The organism is Paenibacillus sp. NRS-1760 (assembly GCF_050467785.1).
Lineage (GTDB): Bacteria > Bacillota > Bacilli > Paenibacillales > Paenibacillaceae > Pristimantibacillus.
Genome location: NZ_JBITPK010000011.1, coordinates 77,892 through 96,549, shown reverse-complemented (window position 1 = coordinate 96,549; position 18,658 = coordinate 77,892). Strand labels below are relative to the sequence as shown.

Below are 18,658 nucleotides of genomic sequence, written 5' to 3'. Positions count from 1 at the left end.
TTGACACATATTTTTCGAAATATAACAAAGTATAGAAATGAAGCTTATGTTCTACATATATTTTGCTGTGAAGTTCACGGAAAGGACGATCATTCCTTGCCGAACTCTCATACAACATAGAAAGCGGTTATTTAAGCATCAACAATCACAAAGCTTTAAAGGAGGAAATGGGCATGATTGTAGGCGTACCAAAAGAAATTAAACAAAGCGAGTACCGTGTTGCCTTAACTCCCGCTGGCGTTACGATGTTGTCAGGAGCTGGGCATAAAGTGCTTGTAGAAACAGGAGCCGGCAGCGGCAGTGGTTTTGAAGACAGCGATTACGAGCGTGAAGGTGCTGAGATCGTTGCGAGCGCAGCAGAGGTATGGATGCGTGCGGAAATGATTATGAAGGTGAAAGAGCCTCTTTCAGAGGAGTTCGGTTATTTTCGCGAAGGCTTGTTGCTGTTTACGTACTTGCATTTGGCCGCAGCCCCTGACTTAACGAAAGCGCTCGTGGACAGTGGAGTGACTGGTATCGCTTATGAGACGATACAACTTGCAAACGGCAGCCTGCCGCTGCTTACGCCGATGAGTGAAGTGGCAGGCAGAATGTCAGTGCAGGTAGGTGCGCAGTTTTTAGAAGCGTTTAACGGTGGAAGAGGGGTGCTGCTCGGCGGGGTTCCAGGCGTTCCACCGGCAGAGGTCGTCATTATTGGTGGCGGAATCGTAGGGACGAATGCGGCGAAAATTGCGCTGGGAATGGGTGCAAATGTAGTTATTTTGGAGAAAAGTGCCGACCGTATGAGATATTTGGATGATATTTTTGGCGGAAGAATTCATACGCTGATGTCGAGTCCGTATCATATTGCAGAAGCTGTTGCTAAAGCAGATTTGCTTATAGGGGCAGTTCTTATTCCAGGTGCACGCGCACCACATTTGGTAACAGAACCGATGGTGCAAAGTATGAAAAAAGGTGCAGTAATCGTCGATGTAGCAGTCGACCAAGGCGGATCGATTGCAACGGTAGACCGGCCGACAACGCATAAAGATCCAATCTATATGAAGCACGGGGTCGTTCATTATGCCGTTGCTAATATACCAGGCGCAGTGCCGCGGACGTCGACTATCGCTTTAACGAACGTAACGAGCTCCTATGCGCTTGATTTGGCGAATAATGGAATGAACGCTGTTCAAAAAAGCTTGCCGCTGCAAAAAGGCGTGAATACTCATGCAGGTAAAGTAACGTATAAGCCGGTTGCTACAGCGACCAATCAGCCTTATGTGCCATTAGAAAATTTGTTGAATAACGTTCCTTACGAGCAATTGAAGGATGATTGACATAATAGAACCTGCCTCCTCATATGGTGATACGGATGGACAAGTGACAACGTATCGGCTAATGAAGGAGGCTGGTTTACATGGTTTTCTCGATACGGAGATGGACGAGCCGTATTTTCTTTATTTTTGTTTTTGTAGTTTTGCTTTTTGTCGTCACAGGGGGCTATCGCTGGCTTGCCGACGCGATTTCACCTATCCATCCTTATCGTGAGCCTAAAGGGCATGCCATGAAGGTTTTTGTGACGGACCCTAATTCTCCAGACAGTAAAGATGCTGCCGATCGGCTTCGCTGGTTTTATTGGTATGGGGAGTAAAGGATTGTTAAGGTTGTGCAGATAAACGATCTCAAGCAGGATTAATAGAGTCGAATGTTGAATATTTTTGTAGAAAAGCATGTTAGAATGGTGTCTTATGTGAAAGGAAGTCCAATGAAGGCTCATTTAAATCGCTACATTCAACATTTGCAGGTAGAACGAGGTTTGTCAGCAAATACGCTTTCTTCATATGAGCGGGATTTGAATCAGTTTATAGCTTATATTGACCAGCAAGGCTTGATCGAGCTTACAGCTGTGAAGCGGCATCACATGTCGAGGTATATGCTCCACTTGAAGGAACAGGGCAGGAAAGCCGCTACGTTATCCAGGCACATCGTGTCAGTACGAGCATTTTTTCATTTCCTTCTCGCAGAGGACGTTATTCAAAGTAATCCGTCTATCTATATGGAGGCCCCAAAGCAGGAGAAGAAGCCGCCAAGCATATTAAGCGTCTCTGTGACGAATAAGCTTCTTGAGACGCCGAATTGCTCAAGTGCAGCCGGCAAACGTGACAAAGCCATGCTGGAGCTCATTTATGCAACAGGAATAAGAGTGTCAGAGCTTGTCTCGCTTAATATTGAGCATGTTAATATGCAGCTAGAATTTATTCAATGTATGGGTACAGGCCAAAAGGAACGGCTTGTTCCTTTCGGAAAATTAGCTTCCGAGGCAATTGTAGACTATTTGCAATATGGCCGTGATGAATTGCTGACAGAAAGAGCGTCTGAATCGGCGTTGTTTCTAAATCATTTAGGAACACGTTTGACAAGACAAGGATTTTGGAAGACGATAAAGAAGTACGCGAAGGAAGCTGGGATTGAAGAAGAGATTACGCCACATACGCTTAGACATTCCGTAGCAGCACATTTACTCGATAACGGAGCGGATATTCGTTCTGTTCAGGAACTGCTAGGACATGCGGATATATCATCTACGCTCAAGTATACCCAAGTGTCCAAAGAGCGAATGAAAGAAGTTTATTCTCGAGCTCATCCGCGTGCTTAACAAAGGTCGACATCGATAAATCCCAATTACAGAGGAGGTAGTCATACATATGAGATTTGATCGAATAACAGTAATCGTTTTGGATAGCGTTGGAATAGGTGAACTGCCAGATGCTGAGGCATTCGGTGATCTTGGCTCACATACGCTAGGCCATATCATAGAAAAAGCACCGTCAACGCAGCTTCCGAATCTTAGAAGATGGGGGCTTGATAGAATAGCTAGCATCCATGATTGGAGTCCATCTTCAGAAGCTCCCGCAGCATATTATGGTAAAATGGCTGAGGTGTCCGTTGGCAAGGATACGATGACTGGTCACTGGGAGCTTATGGGGCTAGAAATGACAGTGCCATTTCAAACGTTTCCGGATGGTTTTCCTCCTGAGCTGCTTACCCCATTCGAGGAGCGAACAGGCCGTAAAGTCATTGGAAACAAACCAGCAAGCGGTACAGACATACTCGATGAACTGGGTGCCGAGCAAATGGAAACTGGCGCATGGATTGTTTATACATCAGCTGATAGTGTATTTCAAATTGCTGCGCATGAAGACATCATTCCGCTGGAGGAGCTCTACCGCGCTTGTGAAATAGCAAGAGAGCTGACAATGGACGAGCGCTTCACAGTAGGGCGCGTCATCGCAAGACCTTATATTGGCGAGCCAGGCGCTTTTAAACGAACGCCTAATCGTCATGATTACGCGGTGAAGCCTCCACAGCCAACAGTATTGAATGCGTTGAAGGACGCTGGTTTCGATTCCATTGCAATTGGGAAAATCAATGATATTTTTGACGGAGAAGGCATTACAGCTTCTACTCCGACAAAAAGCAATGCGGACGGCATCGACAAAACGATCGAACAACTGAAGCAGCCTTTTAAAGGCCTTCTGTTCACGAACCTTGTAGATTTCGACTCGCTTTATGGCCATCGCCGCGATCCAATTGGTTACGCCTCAGCTTTGGAAGAGTTCGACGTAGCAATTCCTTTGCTTGAGAAACAGCTTGGCGAGCGAGACTTGCTTATCGTGACTGCGGACCATGGCAATGATCCCGTACATCCAGGTACAGACCATACTCGTGAATACGTACCAATATTGCTCGTGAGTCCTGCTTTTAACGAGCCAGGGCCTCTCCAAGTACGTTCTACGTTCTCTGATCTTGGAGCAACAATAGCCGATAATTTTGGTGTTGCAGCACCACCTAACGGAACCAGCTTCCTGTCTGAGCTTATTACACGGGAACAAAAGTAATTATTTTTACAATTGGGTACAAATCGTTTTATGAACATACTTTTAGGAGGAAATAGAATGACAACAATTACTTCGGCAGGACTAACAGCAGCAAACATTAAGGAAGCAGCACAATATATCGAGGCTCAAACAGAGCAAAGACCGGAAATTGGTTTAATTATGGGTTCGGGACTTGGTGTGCTTGGAGACTATTTGGAAAATGCGATTACGATTCAATATCATGATATTCCTCATTTCCCGATTTCCACTGTTGAAGGACATGCGGGCGAGCTGCTCATTGGTACACTTTCGGGCAGAACGGTATTGCTGATGCGCGGTCGTTTTCATATGTATGAAGGTTATGGTCCGGAACTAACGGCATTTCCTGTACGTGTCATGAAGGCGCTAGGTGTGAAAACATTGCTTGTTACCAATGCAGCTGGCGGAGTCAATATGGATTATGAAGCAGGCAACCTAATGTTGATTTCAGACCATTTGAATATGACTGGCAAAAATCCGTTAATCGGACCAAACGACAACGAGCTTGGCGTAAGGTTTCCAGATATGTCGGAGGCATACAGCAAGCGTCTGCGTGCTGTTGCAAGAGATATTGCAAAAGAGCAAGGCTTTACACTTCGTGAAGGTGTGTATGCAGGTTTGCTTGGACCAACTTATGAGACACCAGCAGAAATTCGAATGCTGCGGGTTCTTGGAGCTGATGCTGTCGGAATGTCGACTGTTGCCGAAGTTATTGCAGCGCGTCATTCAGAGATTGAGGTCATCGGAATATCGTGTATTAGCAATATGGCAGCGGGTATTTTGGATCAGCCGCTGTCGCATGGAGAAGTTATGGAAACGACTGAACGTGTCAAGTCCCAATTTTTGGGTCTAGTTAATGCATTGATTGCGAAAATGTAACAAATTCGTAACACAATTGTAATATATTCGTCGACTCAATATGACAGTGTTTTTTTTACGTTTCGTCGTATAATGTCCATGACCAAAGAAAGATGGAGTGGACAATGACATGGACAAGCAAGTTCTCACGCAGATGGAGCAGTTGCGTAAAAAAATGATAGAAGCAGCTCTATTGAATGAAAGCCTTCAGCACTTGGACGTGCTTGTACTAAGCCAGACTTTAGATGAGATTATTGTCCAGGTGCAGAGGGAGCGACGCGCTTTATAACGGATCAACAACGTAATGGTGAATGGAGAGGGACAAATGCGGTCGGTAGATCTTATACAGAAGAAAAGAGATGGCGGCGAGCTGACCGCTTCGGAGTTAACTTTTTTAATTGATGGTTATTCTCGTGGCGATATCCCGGATTATCAGCTGTCAGCATGGGCGATGGCTGTTTTTTTTCAAGGGATGACGCCTAGAGAAACAGCAGCTTTAACGCTTGCAATGGCTAATTCAGGCGATCAGGTCGATCTTGGTCCTATTAGCGGAATTAAAGTCGATAAACATAGCACAGGAGGCGTGGGGGATAAAACAACTTTGATCCTTGCGCCATTAGTCGCATCCGTAGGCATTCCTGTTGCCAAAATGTCCGGTCGAGGCTTAGGCCACACTGGCGGCACGATTGATAAGCTGGAATCCATTGAAGGCTTTCGTACGGAGCTCTCACGCGAGAAATTTATGACACAGGTGAACGATATTGGTTTATCCGTCATAGGGCAGAGCGGAAATCTTGCGCCAGCGGATAAGAAGCTATATGCCCTTCGTGATGTTACCGCTACAGTAGAGTCCATTCCACTTATCGCAAGCTCAGTAATGAGCAAAAAAATTGCTGCAGGCGCTAATGCCATCGTGCTTGATGTCAAAACAGGCAGTGGAGCATTTATGAAAACGCTAGAGCATTCTGAGCAATTAGCGCAAGCGATGGTAGATATCGGAACAGAGGTCGGACGGAATACGGCTGCTTTTATAAGTGATATGGATCAGCCGCTTGGCTTTGCGATTGGAAATGCTTTAGAAGTACAAGAATCAATTGAAACGCTCAAAGGAAATGGCCCCGAGGATCTTACAGAGCTTTGTTTAACGCTTGGGGCACATATGGTTATCTTAGGCGGGAAATCCGATTCTGTGGAGCCTGCGAAGCAGCTGCTGCGTGATCAGATCACAAGCGGAGCTGCTTTAGATAAGTTCAAAGCATTTATTACTGCACAGGGTGGGGACGCTTCAATTGTTGATGATCCAACGAAGCTTCCGCAAGCGCCTTTCATTGTAGAAGTGAAAGCATCGGACTCTGGTTTTGTCAACGCGATTGAAGCCGAACAGCTGGGGATAGCCGCTATGCTGCTTGGTGCAGGAAGGGCGACATACGACGCTTCAATTGATTATGCCGTTGGAGTCACACTTCGCAAGAAGTTTGGAGATCCAGTAAATGCTGGTGATACGCTTGCCCTGCTTCATGTCCGTGAATCAAATGAATCCACACTTGCAGTTGCTGAGCGAGTTAAGCAAGCATATACGATATCTTCGGAGAAGCCGCTGTCTCGTCCATTGCTATTATCCGTAATAACAGCAGAAGGCATTACTAGGTATAATTAAATATTTTATTATGAAATCCGCTCCGCAATTTGGGGGCGGATTTTTTTGCGTTTCAATTAACTCTAGCTGATGGAATAATTTCCAACTTAAGAGTCAACACTAAAAAGAGAAATATAAGCGAATTGCGCAGCTTAGAACACTTACGAAGTAAGTTTTGCTTCACAAAACTAAGCGAATGCTTACGAAGCAAGTTTTGCTTTTCAAAACTAAGCGAATGCTTACGAAGTGAGTTTTGCTTCACAAAACTAAGCGAATGCTTACGAAGTGAGTTTTGCTTCACAAAACTAAGCGAATACTTACGAAGCGAGTTTTGCTTCACAAAACTTGAACAGGAGGAGATTTAGTTGGTAAATCGTACTATGAGGCTCTGTATAATCATTCTTGCATTCGCGCTTGTGCTGCCGACAGCCGCTTTTGCTGCTGTGGAGCCAACACCAGCTCCCGGTCCGACCCCTGCGCCGCAAAGTCAGGCCTCTAACGCTAATTTAGCACCTTCAGCACGTTCTGCCATCCTTATGGATGCGGATAGCGGGACGGTTATTTATGAAAAAAATAGCCATGATAAGCTACCGCCTGCAAGTATCACCAAAATAATGACGCTGCTGCTTATTATGGAGGCACTTGATGACGGCAAGATTAAACTAACAGACAAGGTACAAACGAGCGAATACGCAGCTTCTATGGGCGGCTCACAAATCTTTCTTGAGCCGGGAGAAGAAATGACCGTAGACGATATGATTAAGGGCATAGCGCTCGCATCAGGCAATGATGCATCCGTGGCTATGGCTGAGAAGCTTGCGGGTACAGAGCAGCAATTCGTAACGATGATGAATGAGCGGGCCCAGCAGCTTGGCATGAACGATACACAGTTTTCTAACCCAAACGGCCTGCCTGTAGCCAATCATTTCTCATCGGCGCATGATATTGCGGTGATGTCTCGGGAGCTGTTAAAGCATTCGGAAGTAACCAAATATACAGGGCTTTATCAGGATTACTTAAGAAAGACGTCCGCGAAGCCTTTCTGGCTCGTAAATACGAATAAACTAGTACGTTTTTATAGTGGCGCTGATGGTTTGAAGACAGGCTTCACGAGTGAAGCCAAATATTGCCTCTCGGCTACAGCAAGGCGGGATGACATGCGCGTCATTGCCGTTGTAATGGGAGAGCCGGATACGAAAACCAGAAATGCTGAAGTTTCGCAAATGTTTGATTACACGTTCGCGCAGTATATGAATCACTCGATTATTAAAGAAGGCGAGTCGATGGGGACGCTGAAAATCGAGAAGGGCACTGCCGCGGAACTTCCGCTTGTCGCTAAGCATGCGTACAGCGTTCTGCTTAAAAAGGGCAGTCCAACAAAAGATATCCGTTATGAGCTGAAAATTGTGGGTCCGCTCAAAGCGCCAGTTCAAATCGGTCAACCGATTGGCAAGCTTGTTGTCTATCAAGGCGATCAAGTGCTCAAAGAATTTGATGTGGATGCTCCCTTGTCTGTTGAACGGGCAGGCTGGTGGAAATTGTTGAAGCGTTCCTTCTCTGGTCTATTTGCGTAACAAACACATAAACTTTATGTCTGAAAGCGACTCGTTTTTTGTCAGCTGTTAGCGGTATGCTTCTAGTTTTGTCGGCATGCAGGAATCGTGAAGCATTTTGGAGAATTGCTAGTTCTATCTCGGCAAGTGTAAACGGCTGAACCTGACTCACCGCAGATCAGTCCACGTTTCACGGTGAAAGGTTAGGAGAGGTATAGGTATGACCTATTCTTTCTTAATAGATAAGCAGGTATATCGTTTTCTTATACTTGCCTTATGGTTCACCGTCAAAGCTGCTTTAGCGTCCGAAAGACGCCAAAGACGTTTGCTTGTGTTTGAAAAAACCTAGAGGAGATGAACAGCATAATGAGTCTGCAAGCAGAATTGGAGCAATACCGCAATGTGCTGATCGTAAGGCTTCGGGGCGAGTTGGATCATCATACTGCCGATGTCGTACGCTTTAAGATGGAAGAGGCTCTACTTCGCGGTAACAGCGAGCATGTCATTCTTAGCTTGAAGGAGCTGCAGTTCATGGACAGCTCCGGTCTAGGCGTCATATTGGGCCGATACAAGCAGGTGAAGAGCAAGGGTGGCAAAATGGTCGTCTGCGATGTGAATCCTAATGTTCATCGCCTATTCGAAATGTCGGGTCTGTTCAAAATTCTGACGATTCATGAAAACGAACGTACCGCAATTTCTAGTTTGGAGGTGGTGTCATGAACGGTTCCAATGAAATGACGCTTTCCTTCAGCGCTCGATCGGAAAACGAAGCCTTTGCACGAATCGCGGTAGCGGCATTTGTGTCACAGCTGGATCCGACGCTCGAGGAGCTGAATGATTTGAAAACGGCTGTGTCCGAGGCTGTAACGAATGCGATTATACATGGCTACGAGAACGATCCTACTTGTCAGGTCAAAATAGAGGCAAGAATTGAAGGAGATTCGGTTTCCTTAACGGTGTCGGATAACGGTCGCGGAATTGAAGATTTGGAGCTTGCTCGTCAACCGCTTTATACGTCGAAGCCTGAGCTTGAGCGCTCTGGAATGGGCTTCACGATTATGGAAAATTTTATGGATCGTTTTGAGGTTTCAAGTCAGGTAGACGGCGGCACACGCGTAGCAATGCTTAAACGAATTGAATCGAAAAAAGCGCTCTACAATTAGCGTATAGGGGTTGAACCTCATGGATGTCAATCTAAAGCAGACGGCCCAGCCATACTTGGATGACGCGGAAGTGAAGCGGCTTATTGCGTTAAGTCAGTCCGGCGATACGCTTGCAAGAGATACACTCGTACAGTGTAATATTCGGCTAGTTTGGTCAGTCGTGCAGCGGTTCATCAATCGTGGTTATGAGCCCGATGATTTGTTCCAAATCGGCTGCATAGGATTGCTTAAATCAGTAGACAAATTTGATTTGTCTTATGATGTTAAGTTTTCAACTTATGCAGTTCCCATGATCATTGGGGAAATTCAGCGATTTTTACGCGATGATGGTACGTTGAAAGTTAGCAGATCCCTTAAGGAAACCGCCAATAAGGTGCGCAAAATGAAGGATGAGCTTTCCAAAACGTTAGGTCGATTGCCCACCATTAGCGAGGTTGCGGAGCGGCTGGGCATTACCCCAGAGGATGTTGTATTCGCTCAAGAAGCGAATAAGCCGCCAACTTCGATACACGAAACTGTGTTTGAAAATGACGGGGACCCTATCACGCTGATGGATCAAATAGCCGATGAATCTCAGGATCGGTGGTTTGACAAGCTTGCGCTTGTGGAAGCCATCGAAGGTCTAAGCGAGCGTGAACGATTGATTGTATACTTGCGGTATTACCGTGACAAAACGCAATCCGAAGTAGCGAGCAGGCTTGGTATATCACAGGTACAGGTATCACGGCTTGAGAAAAAAATATTGCAGTCCATCCGAGACCAAATCGCCCTTTAAGGCGGTTTGGTTTTTTTCTATTTTTTACCTCAAATTGCATGAGTATCCGAATCGTCCTTTTATCATACTAAAAGGGGAACATACACCAACGTATCAGCAGAAGGGAAGTTGACAAATGGCAAAACCAAACCATTCGGTCCTCTATCTGCGTCTGAAAAAACGGATATACATGAAACCGAATCAACGCATTTCCTTAGGCCAAGCAGCGAGGCTGCTCGCAAAGGATGACTTGCTTGAGAACCGCTTGAAGGGGCTTGTTCTTTACGAGCACAAGAAGGCGGATGGCAATCGCGTCGTTATAGACTTGCTTCAAATCGTCAAAGCGATAAGAGAGCTTGAGCCGGATTTAACTGTAGAAGCCTACGGTGACCCTCAAGTGCTCGTTATGGTGGCGGAGAAGCCAGTAAAACCGCGTATTGCAGTGCTTATTTTTTCGTGGCTGCTGCTGTTCTTTGGAGCGGGCCTTGCGATTATGAATTTTCATACGGATGTCAGTATGAAGGAGGTTCATATCCGAATTGTCGAGCTGATAACGGGGAAGCGCACGGAGCATCCCCTATGGTTTCAAATCCCTTATTCTCTGGGCATTGGACTTGGGATGGTATTGTTTTTCAACCATTTATTCCGTAAACGATTCAATGAGGAGCCTAACCCGCTTGAGGTTGAGCTCTATATGTATCAAGAAAATGTAAATGCCTATGTCATCGCCGACGAAATGCGTAAAAAATCGGATTACGATCAAACGCAGGGGGACAAGCATGATTAGTGCCGCTGCTAATATTTTTATTGCTCTGCTAGGCTTGGCAGGGGGTCTTGCTGTAGGCAGTGGGTTGGTAGCATTGCTAATTGTCCTTGATCTCATTCCGCGACTTGCTCAAGTTGCTAATGCTTACCGGATGTCAGTGTGGTTTGAGACCGCCGTCATATCCGGTTCGCTGTACTGGACCTTTGCTGATTTTATGAGCTGGAAGCTTTCACTGCCGTCGGGTCTGTTTTTAAGTGCGACAGGGCTGATTGATGGCATGTTTGTGGGGATGCTCGCAGCAGCCTTGACTGAGGTAATGAATGTGCTCCCGATTTTGGCCAAAAGAATGAATTTATCTGCTTATATGGTTAGTCTCGTCATGGCAATGGTTCTAGGCAAAACGTTGGGCTCATTATTCGATTGGTTAGTATTTCAATGGTGATACAGTAAGGATGGGGTGAGCTAACATGAATGACAATGAAAATTTTCATGACAACGATAATGATCAAAATGGAAGACCTCCGTTTTTAGAAGTCAATGAGGATCAACAGAAAGAGGAATCGGGAGTTGCTCGAAACAAAACATCATTCGGTAGTGGTAATAAAAAAAACAATGTCAGCACAGCTGTTTCCAATAAGAACGGCAATAAGGACATAACTCCGATTCCGAGCGATTTGGATGAAGTTCTGATAAGATTGGAAAATGAGATCGGTTATAAAGTAAGCTTTGACGTTGTTGTGAGAGAGATGACGTTTGGCGAGAAGCGCACAGCAATGTTGTCGTTGAATGGTTTGGTTAAGGATACGCTGCTGTCAGATGTGCTCAAGCGATTAACGTATCTCCAACCCGAGGATTTATCTGCGGATGCCTTTCATTCCTTCCTTGATTTATATGTTCCTGCGGCGCAGGTCATAAAGGAAGACGATTGGAATAACATGCTGACGTGCGTGTTATCCGGTGTAACCGCATTGTTTATTGATGGTGAATCCAGTGTTCTTATGATCGATGCGAAGGCTTTCCCCGCAAGAGGACCAGAGGAGCCTTCGCTTGAGAAGGTTGTACGCGGCAGCAGAGATGGCTTCGTAGAAACGTTGATGGTCAACATTTCACTTGTTCGCAGACGGCTGCGTGATCCCCAGCTTCGATATGAAATTGTGCGGGTGGGCGATCGGACACAAACGGACGTTTGTATCGCTTATATCGACGATATTGTGGACAAGGAGCTGCTTAAGTCCGTCAAAGACAAAATCGCTATGGTTAAAATAGACGGCTTGCCGCTTGCGGACAAGCAACTGGAGGAGTCTACTGTAAAAAGGGGCTGGAATCCCTTCCCGCTTGTTCGATATTCAGAGAGACCCGATACGGTAGCTGCACATCTGCTGGAGGGTGCTGTAGCTGTATTCGTTGATACTTCGCCAAGTGTTATGACGCTGCCGACTACTTATACCGATCTAATGCAGCATGCAGAGGAGAATCGACAAACACCATTTATTGGCACCTATCTGCGCTGGGTGAGATTTATAGGTATTTTGGCATCGTTGTTCATGCTGCCGTTATGGCTGCTGTTCGTCATGCATCCGGAAATGAAGCCTGTTGCTCTTGAGTTTATTGGGCCGAGTAAGACCGGCAAACTGCCATTAGTCGTACAATTTCTGTTAGCTGAGATAGGCGTGGATTTGCTGCGTATGGCTTCTGTTCATACGCCTACATCTCTCGCAACGGCTATGTCGTTAGTTGCTGCGATTCTCATTGGTGATATTGCCGTTAAGACCGGCGTCTTTGTTAATGAAGTTATTTTGTATATGGCGATTTCAGCGATTGGGATGTTCGCAACACCAAGTTATGAGCTTGGACTAGCGAATCGAATCGTAAGGCTCGTGTTAATTATATCGGTGGCCGCCTTCAGTGTGCCGGGTTTCGTCATTGCGACGACGGCTATTTTGCTAATGCTGATCGTGGAGCGCTCATTCAATCGTCCGTATATGTGGCCCATTATACCGTTTGACCTCGGAGCGCTTTGGAGCATTATCATCCGTCAGCCAGTCCTGTACAACAGGCAGCGCCCAAATATTTTGCGGCCTCAGCAGAGCGATAAGATGCCAAATACAGAGTAGATTCATAAAATGCAAATGAAATGTGGATTTATCCATTTCGTAGTCCGGGTAGATTGCGTTATACTAAACCTATTAATGCAAATTCTATCCGTTCTATCTGCATGCAGATAGAAGAAAGCTGAGGGGAAATTATGTACCTGCATGGAACTAGTAATATTAACGAAAAAGGACATTTGGAAATTGGCGGCTGTGATGTGGCTGATTTGGCTGCACAGTTTGGTACGCCACTATATATTGTGGATGAGGCTCTTGTTCGTAAGCGCGCAAGCGAGTATGTAGAAGCCTTCAAAGCATCAGGACTTAGATTTCAAGTCGCATACGCAAGCAAAGCGTTTAGTGTAATGGCAATGTGTGCGATTGCTGAGCAAGAAGGGCTGTCGCTGGATGTTGTATCCGACGGTGAGCTTTACACAGCAATGCAAGCAGGCTTCCCTGCTGAACGTATCCATTTCCACGGCAACAACAAAACGCCTGAGGAAATCAACATGGCGCTTGATGCTGGTATCGGCTGCTTTGTAGTTGACAATTTCATGGAGCTTCAGCTTCTGAATGCTCTTGCTGGCGATAAAGGCAAGAAAGTAAACATTCTACTTCGTATTACGCCTGGCGTTGAAGCACATACGCATGACTATATTTCTACTGGACAAACGGATTCGAAATTTGGTTTCGACCTTGGCAATGGCGCGGCGAAACAAGCGATTCAAGAAGCGATTGCTTTGCCTAACCTGATTGTTTTGGGCGTTCATTCCCATATTGGATCACAAATTTTCGAAGTTGAAGGTTTCCGTATGGCTGTGGACAAGGTTGCTGATTTCGCGGTTGAGATTCGTAATGAGCTTAACCTAACGTTTAAAGTAATCAATCTTGGCGGCGGCTTTGGTATTCGTTATGTTGATGGCGACACACCATTGCCAATCAGTGAATATGTTGCGGCAATTACTGGCGCTATCATTTCGAAGTTTACAGATGCCGAGTTCCCATTGCCTGAGATTTGGGTAGAGCCGGGCCGCAGTATGGTTGGCGATGCAGGAACAACTTTGTATACAGTAGGTACAAGCAAAAATATCCCTGGTGTACGTAAATACATTGCAGTAGACGGTGGTATGACGGACAACCCTCGCCCAGCGCTATACCAATCCAAATATGAAGCAGTACTCGCTAATCGTGCGAATGAAGCTGCTGAAGAAACGGTTTCCATCGCGGGCAAATGCTGCGAGAGTGGCGACATGCTCATTTGGGATTTGGAATTGCCTAAAGCAAAAAATGGCGACTTACTTGCTGTTTTCTGTACGGGTGCTTATAATTATGCAATGGCGAGCAACTATAACCGCATTCGTCGTCCGGCTGTCGTTTTCGTTAAAGATGGTCAGGCAGACCTTGCTGTTAAGCGTGAATCGCTTGAAAATATCGTTTGCAATGACGTCATTCCGGCAAGACTTCAAAAATCATCGCTTGCGAAATAAGAGCGAAATTGGTAACGTAGTCTTATTCGGATAAAAGAAAGGTAGATGCAGCAATGGCTAAACAAGCAAAAATCACACTAGCAAACGGCGGAGAGGTTCTTATCGATCTATTCGATCAAGACGCGCCGAACACAGTAGCAAACTTTGAAAAGCTTGCTAACGAAGGTTTTTACAACGGTCTTACTTTCCACCGTGTTATCCCAGGTTTCGTCGCTCAAGGCGGATGTCCAAACGGAACAGGTACAGGCGGTCCTGGATACCAAATCGATTGTGAAATCAACCCTAATAAGCATGAGCGCGGTTCACTAGCAATGGCGCATGCTGGTCGCAATACAGGCGGCAGCCAATTCTATATCGGTTATGCACCACAACCGCATTTGGATGGCGGACATACTGTTTTTGGCAAGGTTTCAAAAGGTATGGAGTTTGTTGATGCTTTCAAAGGCGGAGACAAAATGGAAAAGGTTGAAGTCGAAACGATTTAATGTTAAGATACTAACTATAATATTGTAAGTGCAGCAATCCTTCGGGGTAGGTGAAATTCCTAACCGGCGGTGATCGGGAAGGCACAGAATATCGGATAACCGAATTTCTGTGCCTCTCGTCAGTCCGTGACCCGGTTTAAACGGCATTTTATCCAAGATCATTTGGATAGAATACGATTAAAACGGTGGACCTGGTGAAACTCCGGGACCGACAGTACAGTCTGGATGGGAGAAGGGGATGCTTCGACAGCTACAATTTACTGCTTATTTGTATGTGTTTTATTTCACATACATATTAGGTTAGTTTATTTAGTGTACTTTACAAACCGATTTCGCAATTTTGCGACGTAAGATAGCGACGGCTCTCAAAGCCGACAACATCGATCGGTTTTGTCGTAGTTCTCGTTTTATCTTTCATCACCCCTGTCGGATCGTATGCCGATGGGGGTGTTTTTTGTATATGGACATTTTAAATGATGAATATTATATGGGATTAGCGTTAGATATGGCTGCAAAAGCTTCGGGTCAAACCGGCATTAATCCTGTTGTCGGCTGCGTCGTCGTAAAGGATGGTGCGATTGTCGGCATTGGCACGCATCTAAAGCGAGGAACCGGTCATGCTGAAGTTCATGCGCTTCAGATGGCGGGAGATGCGGCTGAAGGAGCAACCGTTTATGTAACGTTAGAGCCATGCAGCCATTTTGGAAAGACGCCGCCATGCTGTGAACGTATCATTGATGCGAAGGCTGCAAGGGTTGTAGTCGCAAGCGGCGATCCCAATCCAGCAGTGTCCGGCCGAGGCATTGCAAGGCTTCGTGAAGAGGGGATCGACGTTACGGTTGGCGTATTCGAGCAAAGATCGCAGCAAATGAATGAAAAATTTAATAAGTACATTACGACCCGCCTCCCATTCGTTACTTTAAAAACTGCGAGTACGCTTGATGGCAAGATTGCTTCCCATTCAGGCGATAGCCGTTGGGTTACTGGTGCAGTTGCTCGCGAGCAGGTTCATACGCTGCGTCATCAGCATGAAGCCATTATGGTTGGCATAGGCACTGTCCTTGCAGATGATCCGCTGCTCAATACGAGAGCATCTGTCCCAGCAATTGATCCGATACGTATTATCGTAGATTCAGCACTAAGGCTGCCGCTTAATGCCAGAGTTGTAACTGATCGCTCGATTAGAACGATTGTTTTAACTTCCAGCCAAGCAAGCTCGGAAAACCGTGAAGCGCTTGAAGCAGCAGGGATTGAGGTCATCATTTGCGGCACGGGAGCAAAAGTAGATCTCAGTGAAGGAATGAAGAAGCTGGGGGAGCTTGAAATCGGCTCAATCTTGCTTGAAGGCGGCGGTCAATTAAATGGTGCAATGTTAGAGGCAGGTCTTATTGATAAAATCATGCTGTATTATGCGACTAAGATTATCGGCGGCTTGGATGCACCAGGTACATTTACTTTCGCTGGATTCGAAAAAATGGCCGATGCTATTTCCTTAGATCGAGTAAGCGTAGAAATGGCCGGCGAGGACATTTGCGTCTCAGGATATCCAGTTTATTAAGGATAAGGCGTTGAACAAATCTCTGGCATCATCGCAGGATTTATGCTGTTTTGAAGTAGGTTTGCTGCATTAGCGAACCTTGAGGAGGAAACCCATGTTTACCGGATTAGTGGAAGAAGTGGGAAAGATGAAAGGAATCACGAAGCAAGGCGAAGCGATGAGGCTGGTCATCGGAGCATCCCTTGTAACAGATGGTGTTAAGCTGGGCGATAGCATCTCGGTTAATGGCGTTTGTTTAACGGTAACGTCGTTTGACGGTGCATCTTTTGCTGCTGACGTGATGCCTGAGACTTATCGCAAGTCTAATCTTCATCAGCTTCGTGCTGGCGAACAAGTGAATTTAGAGAGAGCAATGCAAGCTGGCGGACGTTTTGGCGGTCATATCGTTCAGGGGCATGTTGATGGAACCGGGAAAATAACTTCACGAGAAACAGATGCTAATGCCGTTGTTTATAAAATCCATATCGACGACGCAGACATGCTGCGTTATGTGATTCCAAAAGGCTCGATCACGATTGATGGCATAAGCCTTACTGTAGTGGATACATCATCACATACGTTATCCGTATCGATTATTCCACACACATTAGGCGAAACGGCCTTACAGCATAAGCGTGCAGGCGATACCGTTAATATCGAATGTGATGTCATCGGCAAGTACGTCGATCACCTGCTTCATTTCAAGCAGCCAGAAGCCTTGCCAGCCAAAGCCAAGCTCACTACATCTTTTCTTATGGAAAATGGTTTTTTGTAAATAAGTTAGTCAAGTATCAGTAGTGTCTGGTCTGGTTGTCATGAAAACTCGAGTGCTAAAACAGTAAGCTTGTCCCGCAGGGACGAAAGCGATCTTTAATCAGTATTTTTATTTAATTGAACTAACAACTAGGCTGCTCAAACAGTAAGCGTGTCCCGTAGGGACGAAAGCGATCTTTAACCAATGTTAGCACACAGCCACCTGAGTCATGCCTACGTAAGTCCAATTGCAGGTGTCCAGAGGACGCAGTCCTTGGGGCCCTCCCTTGGAAGGGAGGGTTTGGGTGGGTTCGAAAAGTCTTTAAGGTTTGGTATTGAACTGTAATTAAACTTTAAAATAACCTTTGAAGGCAAGGTAGAAGCCTTATAAAGGTTTGGTTGTCACAAAGGAGGGAAACCCATATGGAACAAACAGATAAAAAACCATTTGATTCAGTTGAAGCTGCTTTGGCTGATCTTAAGCTTGGCAAGCCGATTATTGTCGTTGACGACGAGGATCGGGAAAATGAGGGCGACCTTATTGCTCTTGCTGATACAATGACGCCTGAGGTCATTAATTTTATGATTACAGAGGCTAGAGGTCTTGTGTGTGTTCCGATTACGCAAGAGCGAGCAGACCAGCTTGACCTTCCGCCAATGGTTACGCATAATACCGATTATCACGGAACGGCATTTACCGTTTCCGTTGATTATATTGGAACGACTACTGGGATTTCCGCATTTGAACGCTCAGAAACGGTTAAAGCGCTCATTGATCCAACGACGAAAGCAGCAGATTTCCGCAGGCCAGGTCATATTTTCCCCTTGATTGCAAGACCTGGTGGCGTACTTCGCCGTGCTGGACATACTGAGGCGGCTATAGATTTGGCGGTCATGTGCGGTTCGGCGCCAGCAGCAGCGATTTGTGAAATCATTAATGAAGACGGCACGATGTCTCGTTTGCCAGATTTGCTTGTCTTTAAAGAAAAGCACAATCTGAAGCTCATCACGATTCAAGAGCTGATTCAATATCGCAACGAGAAAGAAAAGCTTGTTGAGCGAGCAGTTGATGTGAAGCTGCCAACTGATTTTGGCACTTTCCGCGCTATTGCTTATACAAATTTAGTGGATAATAAAGAGCATATCGCACTCGTTAAAGGCGACATCGATCCTGAACGTCCCTTGCTTGTGAGGGTGCACTCTGAATGCTTAACCGGCGATGTATTTCATTCGCATCGTTGCGACTGCGGACCGCAGCTTGAAGCGGCGCTTAAACAGATCGAAGAAGCAGGCAGCGGCGTTCTGCTTTATATGCGCCAAGAGGGCAGAGGCATTGGTCTGATTAACAAATTGAAGGCTTATGCTCTGCAAGAAGAAGGATTTGATACGGTAGATGCTAATTTAAAGCTTGGCTTTCCGGCGGATTTGCGCGATTATGGTATAGGCGCACAAATTTTGAAGGATCTTGGCGTTCGCCAAATGCGGTTGATGACGAACAATCCTCGGAAAATTAAAGGTCTTGAAGGCTACGGACTAGAGGTTGTAGAACGTATTCCTATACAAATGGAGTTAAAGGAAGATAATAAAAGATATCTCCGCACAAAAAAATCTAAGCTTGGTCATTTACTTAGCTTTGAAGATATTGACTACATCATTTAAAATAATGGAAGGAAGATG

At 45.7% G+C, this 18,658-nt stretch carries 19 protein-coding genes and 1 riboswitch; all 19 genes read left to right on the top strand.

The window, feature by feature from the left end; translation table 11 throughout:
* Positions 1–173: 173 nt before the first annotated feature.
* Complete coding sequence (ald, locus tag ACIFSR_RS14230) at positions 174–1,319, top strand: alanine dehydrogenase (protein ID WP_430057916.1); 1,146 nt, start codon at positions 174–176, stop codon at positions 1,317–1,319.
* 80 nt (positions 1,320–1,399) lie between these two features.
* Entirely contained in the window at positions 1,400–1,633 is a 234-nt protein-coding gene (locus ACIFSR_RS14225) for a DUF4227 family protein (protein WP_054024318.1), read from the top strand.
* A gap of 114 nt (positions 1,634–1,747) precedes the next feature.
* A complete protein-coding gene (gene xerD / locus ACIFSR_RS14220; protein WP_430058060.1) occupies positions 1,748–2,638 on the top strand; it encodes a site-specific tyrosine recombinase XerD in 891 nt (296 codons plus the stop codon).
* A gap of 49 nt (positions 2,639–2,687) precedes the next feature.
* Positions 2,688–3,881 carry a phosphopentomutase gene (deoB, locus tag ACIFSR_RS14215; RefSeq protein ID WP_430057915.1) on the top strand — a complete coding sequence of 398 codons (1,194 nt, stop codon included), beginning with the start codon at positions 2,688–2,690 and terminating at the stop codon, positions 3,879–3,881.
* A gap of 57 nt (positions 3,882–3,938) precedes the next feature.
* Positions 3,939–4,778 (top strand): purine-nucleoside phosphorylase, encoded by an 840-nt coding sequence (locus tag ACIFSR_RS14210; protein ID WP_076271395.1) that lies wholly within the window; start codon positions 3,939–3,941, stop codon positions 4,776–4,778.
* A gap of 109 nt (positions 4,779–4,887) precedes the next feature.
* Positions 4,888–5,046 (top strand): aspartyl-phosphate phosphatase Spo0E family protein, encoded by a 159-nt coding sequence (locus ACIFSR_RS14205; protein WP_083682665.1) that lies wholly within the window; start codon positions 4,888–4,890, stop codon positions 5,044–5,046.
* 36 nt (positions 5,047–5,082) lie between these two features.
* Positions 5,083–6,414, top strand: coding sequence for a pyrimidine-nucleoside phosphorylase (locus ACIFSR_RS14200; RefSeq protein ID WP_430057913.1), 1,332 nt, complete (start codon positions 5,083–5,085; stop codon positions 6,412–6,414).
* A 359-nt stretch (positions 6,415–6,773) separates the two neighbouring features.
* Complete coding sequence (locus tag ACIFSR_RS14195) at positions 6,774–7,967, top strand: D-alanyl-D-alanine carboxypeptidase family protein (protein ID WP_430058058.1); 1,194 nt, start codon at positions 6,774–6,776, stop codon at positions 7,965–7,967.
* A 345-nt stretch (positions 7,968–8,312) separates the two neighbouring features.
* Positions 8,313–8,666 carry an anti-sigma F factor antagonist gene (gene spoIIAA, locus ACIFSR_RS14190; RefSeq protein WP_076271393.1) on the top strand — a complete coding sequence of 118 codons (354 nt, stop codon included), beginning with the start codon at positions 8,313–8,315 and terminating at the stop codon, positions 8,664–8,666.
* On the top strand, positions 8,663–9,109 hold the full coding sequence (spoIIAB, locus tag ACIFSR_RS14185; RefSeq protein WP_076271392.1) for an anti-sigma F factor: 447 nt from the start codon (positions 8,663–8,665) through the stop codon (positions 9,107–9,109). The genes spoIIAA and spoIIAB overlap by 4 nt, the downstream gene beginning before the upstream one ends.
* A gap of 19 nt (positions 9,110–9,128) precedes the next feature.
* Complete coding sequence (gene sigF / locus ACIFSR_RS14180) at positions 9,129–9,884, top strand: RNA polymerase sporulation sigma factor SigF (protein WP_054024324.1); 756 nt, start codon at positions 9,129–9,131, stop codon at positions 9,882–9,884.
* A gap of 115 nt (positions 9,885–9,999) precedes the next feature.
* Entirely contained in the window at positions 10,000–10,650 is a 651-nt protein-coding gene (locus tag ACIFSR_RS14175) for a stage V sporulation protein AA (RefSeq protein WP_339203322.1), read from the top strand.
* Positions 10,643–11,071, top strand: a complete 429-nt coding sequence (locus tag ACIFSR_RS14170) for a stage V sporulation protein AB (protein ID WP_076271390.1) — start codon at positions 10,643–10,645, stop codon at positions 11,069–11,071. The genes ACIFSR_RS14175 and ACIFSR_RS14170 overlap by 8 nt, the downstream gene beginning before the upstream one ends.
* A gap of 25 nt (positions 11,072–11,096) precedes the next feature.
* On the top strand, positions 11,097–12,743 hold the full coding sequence (locus ACIFSR_RS14165; RefSeq protein WP_430057910.1) for a spore germination protein: 1,647 nt from the start codon (positions 11,097–11,099) through the stop codon (positions 12,741–12,743).
* Between the two features lie 131 nt (positions 12,744–12,874).
* Entirely contained in the window at positions 12,875–14,206 is a 1,332-nt protein-coding gene (lysA, locus tag ACIFSR_RS14160) for a diaminopimelate decarboxylase (protein WP_076271388.1), read from the top strand.
* Positions 14,207–14,259: 53 nt separating this feature from the next.
* Positions 14,260–14,691 carry a peptidylprolyl isomerase gene (locus ACIFSR_RS14155; protein ID WP_339203319.1) on the top strand — a complete coding sequence of 144 codons (432 nt, stop codon included), beginning with the start codon at positions 14,260–14,262 and terminating at the stop codon, positions 14,689–14,691.
* 33 nt (positions 14,692–14,724) lie between these two features.
* Positions 14,725–14,932: riboswitch (FMN riboswitch) on the top strand.
* Positions 14,933–15,151: 219 nt separating this feature from the next.
* The gene (gene ribD, locus ACIFSR_RS14150; RefSeq protein ID WP_339203318.1) at positions 15,152–16,249 is read left to right on the top strand and encodes a bifunctional diaminohydroxyphosphoribosylaminopyrimidine deaminase/5-amino-6-(5-phosphoribosylamino)uracil reductase RibD; all 1,098 of its coding nucleotides are present in this window, start codon (positions 15,152–15,154) and stop codon (positions 16,247–16,249) included.
* A 94-nt stretch (positions 16,250–16,343) separates the two neighbouring features.
* Complete coding sequence (gene ribE / locus ACIFSR_RS14145) at positions 16,344–17,003, top strand: riboflavin synthase (RefSeq protein WP_430057908.1); 660 nt, start codon at positions 16,344–16,346, stop codon at positions 17,001–17,003.
* 401 nt (positions 17,004–17,404) lie between these two features.
* Entirely contained in the window at positions 17,405–18,640 is a 1,236-nt protein-coding gene (locus ACIFSR_RS14140) for a bifunctional 3,4-dihydroxy-2-butanone-4-phosphate synthase/GTP cyclohydrolase II (RefSeq protein ID WP_430057906.1), read from the top strand.
* Positions 18,641–18,658 lie beyond the last annotated feature (18 nt).

Coding starts and splice junctions, on each gene's coding strand:
- ald (WP_430057916.1), top strand. CDS start 174: ATGATTGTAGGCGTACCAAAAGAAATTAAACAAAGCGAGTACCGTGTT.
- ACIFSR_RS14225 (WP_054024318.1), top strand. CDS start 1,400: ATGGTTTTCTCGATACGGAGATGGACGAGCCGTATTTTCTTTATTTTT.
- xerD (WP_430058060.1), top strand. CDS start 1,748: ATGAAGGCTCATTTAAATCGCTACATTCAACATTTGCAGGTAGAACGA.
- deoB (WP_430057915.1), top strand. CDS start 2,688: ATGAGATTTGATCGAATAACAGTAATCGTTTTGGATAGCGTTGGAATA.
- ACIFSR_RS14210 (WP_076271395.1), top strand. CDS start 3,939: ATGACAACAATTACTTCGGCAGGACTAACAGCAGCAAACATTAAGGAA.
- ACIFSR_RS14205 (WP_083682665.1), top strand. CDS start 4,888: ATGGACAAGCAAGTTCTCACGCAGATGGAGCAGTTGCGTAAAAAAATG.
- ACIFSR_RS14200 (WP_430057913.1), top strand. CDS start 5,083: ATGCGGTCGGTAGATCTTATACAGAAGAAAAGAGATGGCGGCGAGCTG.
- ACIFSR_RS14195 (WP_430058058.1), top strand. CDS start 6,774: ATGAGGCTCTGTATAATCATTCTTGCATTCGCGCTTGTGCTGCCGACA.
- spoIIAA (WP_076271393.1), top strand. CDS start 8,313: ATGAGTCTGCAAGCAGAATTGGAGCAATACCGCAATGTGCTGATCGTA.
- spoIIAB (WP_076271392.1), top strand. CDS start 8,663: ATGAACGGTTCCAATGAAATGACGCTTTCCTTCAGCGCTCGATCGGAA.
- sigF (WP_054024324.1), top strand. CDS start 9,129: ATGGATGTCAATCTAAAGCAGACGGCCCAGCCATACTTGGATGACGCG.
- ACIFSR_RS14175 (WP_339203322.1), top strand. CDS start 10,000: ATGGCAAAACCAAACCATTCGGTCCTCTATCTGCGTCTGAAAAAACGG.
- ACIFSR_RS14170 (WP_076271390.1), top strand. CDS start 10,643: ATGATTAGTGCCGCTGCTAATATTTTTATTGCTCTGCTAGGCTTGGCA.
- ACIFSR_RS14165 (WP_430057910.1), top strand. CDS start 11,097: ATGAATGACAATGAAAATTTTCATGACAACGATAATGATCAAAATGGA.
- lysA (WP_076271388.1), top strand. CDS start 12,875: ATGTACCTGCATGGAACTAGTAATATTAACGAAAAAGGACATTTGGAA.
- ACIFSR_RS14155 (WP_339203319.1), top strand. CDS start 14,260: ATGGCTAAACAAGCAAAAATCACACTAGCAAACGGCGGAGAGGTTCTT.
- ribD (WP_339203318.1), top strand. CDS start 15,152: ATGGACATTTTAAATGATGAATATTATATGGGATTAGCGTTAGATATG.
- ribE (WP_430057908.1), top strand. CDS start 16,344: ATGTTTACCGGATTAGTGGAAGAAGTGGGAAAGATGAAAGGAATCACG.
- ACIFSR_RS14140 (WP_430057906.1), top strand. CDS start 17,405: ATGGAACAAACAGATAAAAAACCATTTGATTCAGTTGAAGCTGCTTTG.